Origin of the sequence: Arthrobacter sp. Y81 (genome assembly GCF_002929335.1) — a bacterium.
In the GTDB taxonomy this organism is placed as follows: domain Bacteria; phylum Actinomycetota; class Actinomycetes; order Actinomycetales; family Micrococcaceae; genus Arthrobacter.
On the sequence record NZ_PJIL01000021.1, the window covers coordinates 60,491 to 68,671 of the forward strand.

Here is an 8,181-nt window from a genome sequence, read left to right on the forward strand (position 1 = left end):
TGTGACGGCTTTCGGGTCGGACCTACAGTCGATGCATGACTGATACAGCTCTAGCCGGAGCGTCCGCGGACTCCGCTGCCGCCAAGCGACCTGCACGCGCCAACCGTCCGGCAGCGAAGCCGCACGGCCAGTGGAAGGTTGACGGCACCGCCCCGCTCAACGCCAACGAAACCTGGAAGCAGGAAGACGACGGCCTCAACGTCCGCGAGCGTATCGAGTCCATCTATTCCAAGGACGGGTTCGACTCCATCCCGGGCCAGGACCTGCACGGCCGCTTCCGCTGGTGGGGCCTCTACACGCAGCGCAAGCCCGGGATCGACGGCGGCAAGACCGCCACGCTTGAGCCGCACGAGCTCGAGGACAAGTACTTCATGCTCCGCGTCCGGATCGACGGCGGTGCGCTCACCACCGAGCAGCTGCGCGTGATCGGCAACATCTCGGTGGACTTCGCCCGGGATTCCGCGGACCTCACTGACCGCCAGAACATCCAGCTGCACTGGATCCGCGTGGAGGACATCCCCGAGATCTGGACCCGGCTGGAGGGCGTGGGCCTGTCCACCACCGAAGCCTGCGGCGACGTTCCCCGCGTCATCCTGGGCTCGCCGGTGGCCGGCATCGCCAAGGACGAAATCATCGACCCCACCCCGCTCATCGCCGAGCTGGGGGAACGGTTCATCGGCAACCCGCTGCTGTCCAACCTGCCGCGCAAGTACAAGACCGCCATCACCGGCCACCCCAGCCAGGACGTGGTGCACGAGATCAACGACTTCGCCCTGGTGGGCGTCAAGCACCCCGAACTCGGCATCGGCTACGACCTGTGGGCCGGTGGCGCACTGTCCACCAACCCCATGCTGGGCAAGCGCCTCGGCGCGTTCGTCACGCCCGAGCAGGCAGCCGACGTGTGGCTCGGCGTCACCAGCATCTTCCGCGACTACGGTTACCGCCGCATGCGCACCAAAGCGCGCCTGAAGTTCCTGATGGCCGACTGGGGACCCGAAAAGTTCCGCCAGATCCTCGAGGACGAATACCTCGGCTACAAGCTGGCCGACGGCCCGGCCGCGCCCAAACCGACCACCCCGGGCGACCACGTGGGCGTGCACGAGCAGAAGGACGGCAAGTTCTTCATCGGCGCCACCCCGCTGGCCGGCCGGCTCTCCGGCACGCAGCTGGTGAAGCTCGCGGACACCCTCGAGGCCCGCGGCTCGCACCGCCTGCGCACCACCCCGCACCAGAAGCTGGTTGTGCTGGACGTCCCCAAGGACGAAGTTGAACCGCTGGTTGCCGAGCTCGACGCCCTGGGCCTCTCCGCCCGTCCGTCCGTGTTCCGCCGCGGCACCATCGCCTGCACCGGCATCGAATACTGCAAGCTGGCCATCGTGGAAACCAAGATGACCGCCGCAACCGCCGTGGCCGAACTGGAACGCCGCCTCGCGGACCTCGCGGAAAGCGGCCAGCTGCCGCACGCCCTGTCCCTGCACATCAACGGCTGCCCTAACTCCTGCGCCCGGATCCAGACCGCGGACATCGGACTCAAGGGCATGATGCTGCCAACGCCCGACGGCGACCCCAGCCCCGGCTTCCAGGTCCACCTGGGCGGCGGGCTGGCTTCCAACAGCCGCGAAGAGGCCGGCCTCGGACGCACCGTCCGCGGCCTCAAGGTCTACGTTGACGACTTGCCCGACTACGTCGAGCGCGTCGTCCGGAAGTTTGTGGCCGACCACGCCGAGGGCCAGACCTTCGCCGAATGGGCCCACGCAGCCGATGAGGAGGACCTGCAATGAGCAAGCACGCACTTGGAGTCGATCCGGTACTTCGCACCCACGAGGAACTCAAGGCACTGGCCGAAGCAGGCGCCGCCGAACTCGGCTGGGACGCCCCGGCCCGGGACGTCATTGCCTGGGTGGCCCGGAACTTCGACCTGCCCGCGGTAGCCGTGGCCTGCTCCATGGCCGACGCCGTGCTGCCGGCGCTGGTTGCCGACCAGCTTCCCGGCGTCGACGTCCTGTTCCTGGAGACCGGCTACCACTTCCCGGAAACCTACGCCACGCGCGACGAAGTGGCGGCAAACCTCCGCGTCAACGTGGTGGACGTCCTCCCGGAGAACACCGTGGAGCAGCAGGACCGCCTGCTCGGCAAGGACCTCTTTGCCCGCGACGCCGCCCAGTGCTGCGCCCTCCGCAAGGTGGCTCCGCTGCGCCGCACCCTCGCCGGCTATGAACTCTGGTTCACCGGTGTGCGCCGCGACGAAGCCCCCACCCGCACCAACACCCCGCTGATCACCTGGGACGAGGTCAACGGCCTGGTCAAGGTCAACCCGGTGGCGGCCTGGAGTTTCGACCAGCTGGTGCAGTACTCCGACGACAACCTCCTTCCCGTCAACCCGCTGCTTTCACAGGGCTACCCGTCCATTGGCTGCCAGCCTTGCACCCGCAAGGTAGCGCCCGGCGATGACCCCCGCGCCGGCCGCTGGGCAGGAACCGACAAGACAGAATGCGGACTACACGTATGAGCACTTTCCTAACTGAGGAGCCCACCCAGGTGACTGACGCTGCCGTTTCCACGCGCCTCTCCAGCCTGGACACCCTCGAATCAGAGGCCATCCACATCATCCGCGAGGTTGTCGCCGAGTTCGAGAAGCCTGCGCTGCTGTTCTCCGGCGGCAAGGATTCCGTGGTGATGCTGCACCTGGCCACCAAGGCATTCTGGCCGGGCAAGGTTCCGTTCCCCGTCCTGCACGTGGACACCGGCCACAACTTCCCCGAGGTCATCGACTTCCGCGACCGCACCGTGGAGCGCCTGGGCCTGAAGCTGGTGGTCGGCTCCGTCCAGGAGTTCATCGACCGCGGCGAACTGGCCGAGCGTGCCGACGGCACCCGCAACCCGCTGCAGACCGTCCCGCTGCTGGACGCGATCCAGTCCAACAAGTTCGACGCCGTCTTCGGCGGCGGCCGCCGGGACGAGGACAAGGCCCGCGCCAAGGAGCGCATCCTGAGCCTCCGCGACGAGTTCGGCCAGTGGGACCCGCGCAACCAGCGCCCCGAGCTGTGGAACCTGTACAACGGCCGCCACACCGTGGGCCAGCACGTCCGCGCGTTCCCCATCAGCAACTGGACCGAGCTGGACGTCTGGCGCTACATCGAGCGCGAAAACATCGAGCTGCCCGGCCTGTACTACGCCCACGACCGCGAGGTCTTTGCCCGCGACGGCATGTGGCGTGCAGTGGGCGAGGTTTCCCAGCCCCGCCCCGATGAGGAAGTCATCACCAAGACCGTCCGCTACCGGACCGTCGGCGACATGTCCTGCACCGGCGCCGTTGAGTCGGCCGCCGCCACGGTGCGCGACGTCGTCATTGAAGTTGCCGCCTCCACCATCACCGAACGTGGCGCCACCCGTGCGGATGACCGCATCTCCGAGGCCGCCATGGAAGACCGCAAGAAGGATGGCTATTTCTAATGAGCACCGAAATCGATACAGCCCGCGCGGCTGCCCTTCTTGACGAGGCCCCCCTCGCGCACGCCTCGTTGTTCCGCTTCGCCACCGCCGGATCGGTCGACGACGGGAAGTCCACTTTGGTGGGCCGCCTGCTGCACGACTCCAAGGCGATCCTGGCAGACCAGCTCGACGCCGTTGCGCGCACCTCCGCGGACCGCGGCTTCGGCGGCTCGGCAGGCGGCATCGACCTGGCACTGCTGACCGACGGCCTGCGTGCCGAGCGCGAGCAGGGCATCACGATCGACGTCGCCTACCGCTACTTCGCCACGGACCGCCGCAGCTTCATCCTGGCCGACTGCCCCGGGCACGTGCAGTACACCAAGAACACGGTGACCGGCGCGTCCACCGCGGATGCCGTCGTCGTACTCATCGACGCCCGCAAGGGTGTCCTGGAGCAGACCCGCCGGCACCTTTCGGTGCTGCAGCTGCTCCGCGTGGCCCACGTGATCGTGGCCGTGAACAAGATCGACCTGGTGGACTTCAGCGAGAGCGTGTTCCGCGAGATCGAAGCCGACGTGCAGAAGGTGGGCCGCGAGCTCGGCCTCGGATCGGACGGCATCACCGACCTGCTGGTTGTTCCGGTTTCCGCGCTCGACGGCGACAACGTGGTGGAGCGCTCCGAGCGCACCCCCTGGTACACCGGCCCGGCCCTGCTTGAGGTGCTTGAGACCCTGCCCGCCGCGGACGAACTGGAAAGCCACCTGGAGAGCTTCCGCTTCCCGGTGCAGCTGGTGGTCCGGCCGCAGGGCGCGCTGGCTCCCGACGCAATTGCCGGCGGACTCGACGTCGAGAAGTACCGCGACTACCGCGCCTACGCCGGGCAGATCACCGAAGGCTCGGTGAAGGTGGGGGACAAGGTCAGCGTGCTGACCCCCGGCCAGGCCCCGCGCACCACCACCGTGACGGGCATCGACTTCGCGGGCGCTGAGCTCACCGAAGCCGTGGCCCCGCAGTCCGTGGCCCTGCGCCTGGCGGACGAGTTCGACGTCGCCCGCGGTGACACGATCGCCGCCGCAGGCACCGTCCGCGAAGCCTCCGCCGACCTCTACGCTGCGCTGTGCTGGCTGTCCCCGAAGCCGCTCCGTGAAGGCGCCAAGGTGCTGGTCAAGCACGGCACCCGCACGGTGCAGGCCCTGGTCCGCAGCGTCAGCGGCAAGCTGGACCTCGCCACCTTCAAGCTTGAGGGCGCGTCCAGCCTGGAACTCAACGACATAGGCCACGCGCAGCTCCGGCTCGCCGCCCCGCTGCCGCTGGAGAACTACCTGCACCACCGCCGCACCGGCGCCTTCCTGGTGATCGACCCGCTGGACGGCAACACCCTGGCCGCCGGGCTGGTCAACGACCACCCGGGTGACCACGAAGACGAGCGCTACTCGATCTAATTCACGAGGAACCGCGGCTTGTTCGCAGATCCGGACCTTCACGGTCAGGTCAAGCGAATAAGCCGCGGTTTTGTCGTTTCGTATCCTTAACGGTGGGAGGCGAAACGTGGAGCTCATCAACAGCAAGCTGCTCAACTGGGCCTCGATCCTGGACGACAAGACCCGCGAACAGGCGTTGGCCACCTCCACGCTGCCGTTCATCTATCCGCATCTGGCGCTGATGCCGGACGCCCACCTGGGCATAGGCGCCACCGTGGGCTCCGTGATTCCCACCCTGCACGCGGTCATTCCGGCCGCCGTCGGAGTGGACATCGGCTGCGGCATGATCGCCGTACGGACGCAGTATTCGCTGAAGGACCTGCCGAAGGACCGCAAACGGCTGCGCGAGGCAATCGAACGGGCCATCCCACTCTCGGCGGGCCACAACAACAGGAAAGTCACGGCCTCAGCCGAGCCGCGCCTTGCCGAGCTCCGAAAAATGGCGGCCCAGGCCGGGTTCAATCCGGCGCAATACCTGGCCAAGTGGGAACTCCAGCTGGGCTCGCTGGGATCTGGCAACCACTTCATCGAGGTCTGCGCTGACGAAACCGATGCCGTCTGGCTGTTTCTGCATTCCGGCTCGCGCGGCGTTGGCAACAAGATCGCCCAGCATCACATCGGCGTGGCCCGGCAGGTGACCCGGAAACGCGGAACCAGGCTGCCCGACCCGGACCTGGCCTACCTGGAGGAAGGCACCAGCGAGTTCACCCGGTACATCGCGGAGCTGCGCTGGGCCCAGCACTTCGCCCTCCTCAACAGGGAAGAAATGATGGAGCGTGTGATCACACAGTTCGCCGCCTGGGTGGGCGGCGGCGTTAAGGAGCGGGAGCGGATCAATTGCCACCACAACTTCACGCAGCAGGAAAGGCACTACGGCAAGTCCGTGTGGGTGTCGCGTAAGGGCGCGATCAGGGCCGAGCACGGCGATCCGGGACTTATTCCCGGGTCCATGGGGACGGCGTCGTACGTTGTGGCGGGACTTGGCAACCCCGCGTCGCTGAACTCTTCGCCGCACGGAGCCGGCCGCGAGTACTCCCGGACCGCTGCCCGCAAGACGTTCTCGCTGGCAGAGCTGAAAAGGGCCATGGACGGGATTGAATTCCGCGCCACCGAGGCCTTCATTGACGAGATTCCAGCGGCGTACAAGCCCATTGACGTCGTGATGCACGACGCGCAGGACCTGGTGAGGATCCGTCACACGCTTCGGCAGCTGATCAACGTCAAAGGAGATTGAGCATAGGCTGTAGCTGAAACCGGCCTGCCTTGGATACTCTGCTGGGTACATGAGCTGCTGATGATCGGGGGAACGCTTGGAAGATCATGAGGCGGTTGTGGCCCGCTCCCTGGAGCAGTACGCGGAGCTGTTGCCCCGGCTGAATGCGGCTTCGGATGCAATCGGGCACGCCATCCGCGCCCGGCTCAGGGACGACGGCCTCAACCACCACACCGTGCAGGCCAGGGTCAAGGACCCCGCCTCGGTCAAGGCAAAACTGGACCGGCTCAAAGCGGACGGAAATTTCAAGTATGAACGGGGCCTCGAACAGCTCGACGACCTCATCGGAGTCCGCGTCATCATGTTCCTGGAACCGGACATCGCCGACGTCGCAACGGCGCTGAAGGGACAATTCAGCTGCCGCGAGGACGACGACAAAACGAGTTCCCAGCGGCGTAACGGCCAGATCGGCTACGCCGGCAGGCACCTCGTCCTCGAAATCCCTGCCGAGAACGTTCCCGTGGGCTGCCACTCGTTCATCGGGGACCGGTTCGAGGTCCAGATCCGGACTGTGCTGCAGCATGCGTGGGCCGCCTTCGAACACGACATCCGCTACAAGGGCGGCAGCGAGGCCAACGCCGAGGTGGACCGCGCGTTCACCATGGCGTCAACGCTGATCGAACTCGCCGACGCCCAGTTCTCCGCGATTAACGACATCGTCAAACGCCGCCAGGCCGAAAGCACCGCCGACTTCGCCGAGAACCCCGCTACCGAGCTCACCGGGGACATCCTCCAGGACATGCTCACGCGGCTGCTCTCGGAACACCCCAGGAGCCAGGCCCGGCAATACGACTGGCTGGGGGACCTGCTGGCTGCCAACGGTGTGCGGACCGTGGCCGACGCAGAGGAGCTCTTCGGCGCCGCCGACTGGTCCGCCGTGGCCAAAAAGATGGACTACAAGTTCCCGGCCGGCCACGTCCGGATTGCGGACGACTTCCTGCTGAATACCTGGGGCAGGGACTACATTTCCCGCACCAAATCCCTGGGGGACGATCCCAAACGTGAGTCGAAGCTGACGTACCGGCTGGAACGCATGCGGGACTGATCCCCCCTGCGGGCCGGCTGGGCCGGTGCATGCGGGACTGAGCCGTCCCTGCGGCGGCCCTGCGGGCCGGCTGGGCCGCCGCCGGAAGGTCAGGTGCCGGAAGGTCAGGTGCCGGGCGGCCGGTACTTGATCTGCTCGGCCTTCCGCAGGGCCTCCAGTGTTTCGTCGACGGTCAGGAGCACTGTCGTGTCGAAGGAGCTCAGCGCGCCACCTCCGCTGATCGCCAGTGCAACCGCGGCCATGGACACGTTGTCGGGTGCCTCCCAGAGGTTGTAGCCGTCGTGGGAGCCGAAGGCGTACCAGAAGCCGTGGAGTTTACCGCCGACGGATTCGATGTACGCCTGGGCGGCCTTCCTGCGGTCCTCGGGGTTGCTGGTCAGTCTCGCCCACGTCTCCGGTGTGTAGCTGAATTTCGACAGGTAGAGCGGCATCGTCTGGTCCTTCCTCTCCTGGGCACCGGTGGTGCCGATGCAGCAAGAGTGGCAGTCTCCGGGCCGGGCAGCAATGCCCGGGCCGTTTTCCGGCGGGAATGGCCTTGCCATGTGTTGCGCGAATATGACGCTGCATGAACGCGCGTGACCCCCGGTTTCCAAGTCATTGAACCTCGTTTATGACACTCCCTATGGTGAAACAATGACAAGTCCCCAGCCCGGAATGACCCGCATCGTGGCAGGAGAGAGCAACAAACCGAAGCGCAAGCGCGCCGTCGAGGTTCTGGTTGCCCTCGGCTTGGTGCTGCTCATTGCCGCCGGTGCCGTGGTGGCGTCAACACTTTCCCGTAGCACCGAAGCCCAGGCCGCCGCTCCCACCCCCGCGGCCGAGCTGAAACTTGGCTTCTTTGGCAACGTCACCCATGCCCCTGCCCTGGTGGGGGTCAAGGAGGGTTTCATCGCCAAGAGCCTGGGCGAAACGAAGCTGAGCACGCAGGTGTTCAACGCCGGCCCGGCTGC

General features: G+C 66.6%; 7 protein-coding genes and 1 pseudogene. 7 read left to right on the forward strand and 1 reads right to left on the reverse strand.

All coding sequences use genetic code 11. The annotated features are described in order from the left end of the window. The first annotated feature begins 35 nt into the window (after positions 1 to 35). The 6 genes from CXQ91_RS21055 (at position 36) to CXQ91_RS21080 (ending at position 7,231) form a co-directional block, all read left to right on the forward strand. Entirely contained in the window at positions 36 to 1,781 is a 1,746-nt protein-coding gene (locus CXQ91_RS21055) for a nitrite/sulfite reductase (RefSeq protein WP_104175828.1), read from the forward strand. Further along, positions 1,778 to 2,509 (forward strand): phosphoadenylyl-sulfate reductase, encoded by a 732-nt coding sequence (locus tag CXQ91_RS21060; protein WP_104175829.1) that lies wholly within the window; start codon positions 1,778 to 1,780, stop codon positions 2,507 to 2,509. Before CXQ91_RS21055 ends, CXQ91_RS21060 begins: the two co-directional genes overlap by 4 nt. Next, on the forward strand, positions 2,506 to 3,453 hold the full coding sequence (cysD, locus tag CXQ91_RS21065) for a sulfate adenylyltransferase subunit CysD (protein ID WP_056626278.1): 948 nt from the start codon (positions 2,506 to 2,508) through the stop codon (positions 3,451 to 3,453). The genes CXQ91_RS21060 and cysD overlap by 4 nt, the downstream gene beginning before the upstream one ends. After that, complete coding sequence (locus CXQ91_RS21070; protein ID WP_258074195.1) at positions 3,453 to 4,874, forward strand: sulfate adenylyltransferase subunit 1; 1,422 nt, start codon at positions 3,453 to 3,455, stop codon at positions 4,872 to 4,874. The genes cysD and CXQ91_RS21070 overlap by 1 nt, the downstream gene beginning before the upstream one ends. Before the next feature lie 106 nt (positions 4,875 to 4,980). Continuing rightward, positions 4,981 to 6,147 carry an RtcB family protein gene (locus tag CXQ91_RS21075; protein ID WP_104175830.1) on the forward strand — a complete coding sequence of 389 codons (1,167 nt, stop codon included), beginning with the start codon at positions 4,981 to 4,983 and terminating at the stop codon, positions 6,145 to 6,147. Positions 6,148 to 6,223: 76 nt separating this feature from the next. Beyond that, positions 6,224 to 7,231 carry a GTP pyrophosphokinase family protein gene (locus CXQ91_RS21080; protein WP_104175831.1) on the forward strand — a complete coding sequence of 336 codons (1,008 nt, stop codon included), beginning with the start codon at positions 6,224 to 6,226 and terminating at the stop codon, positions 7,229 to 7,231. Between the two features lie 104 nt (positions 7,232 to 7,335). On the opposite strand, the gene CXQ91_RS21085 is transcribed toward CXQ91_RS21080, so the two are convergent. Continuing rightward, complete coding sequence (locus tag CXQ91_RS21085; RefSeq protein ID WP_104175832.1) at positions 7,336 to 7,662, reverse strand: GYD domain-containing protein; 327 nt, start codon at positions 7,660 to 7,662, stop codon at positions 7,336 to 7,338. Positions 7,663 to 7,885: 223 nt separating this feature from the next. Between CXQ91_RS21085 and CXQ91_RS21090 the strand changes: the two are divergent. Further along, positions 7,886 to 8,181: pseudogene (locus tag CXQ91_RS21090) on the forward strand (sulfonate ABC transporter substrate-binding protein); the annotation flags it as partial.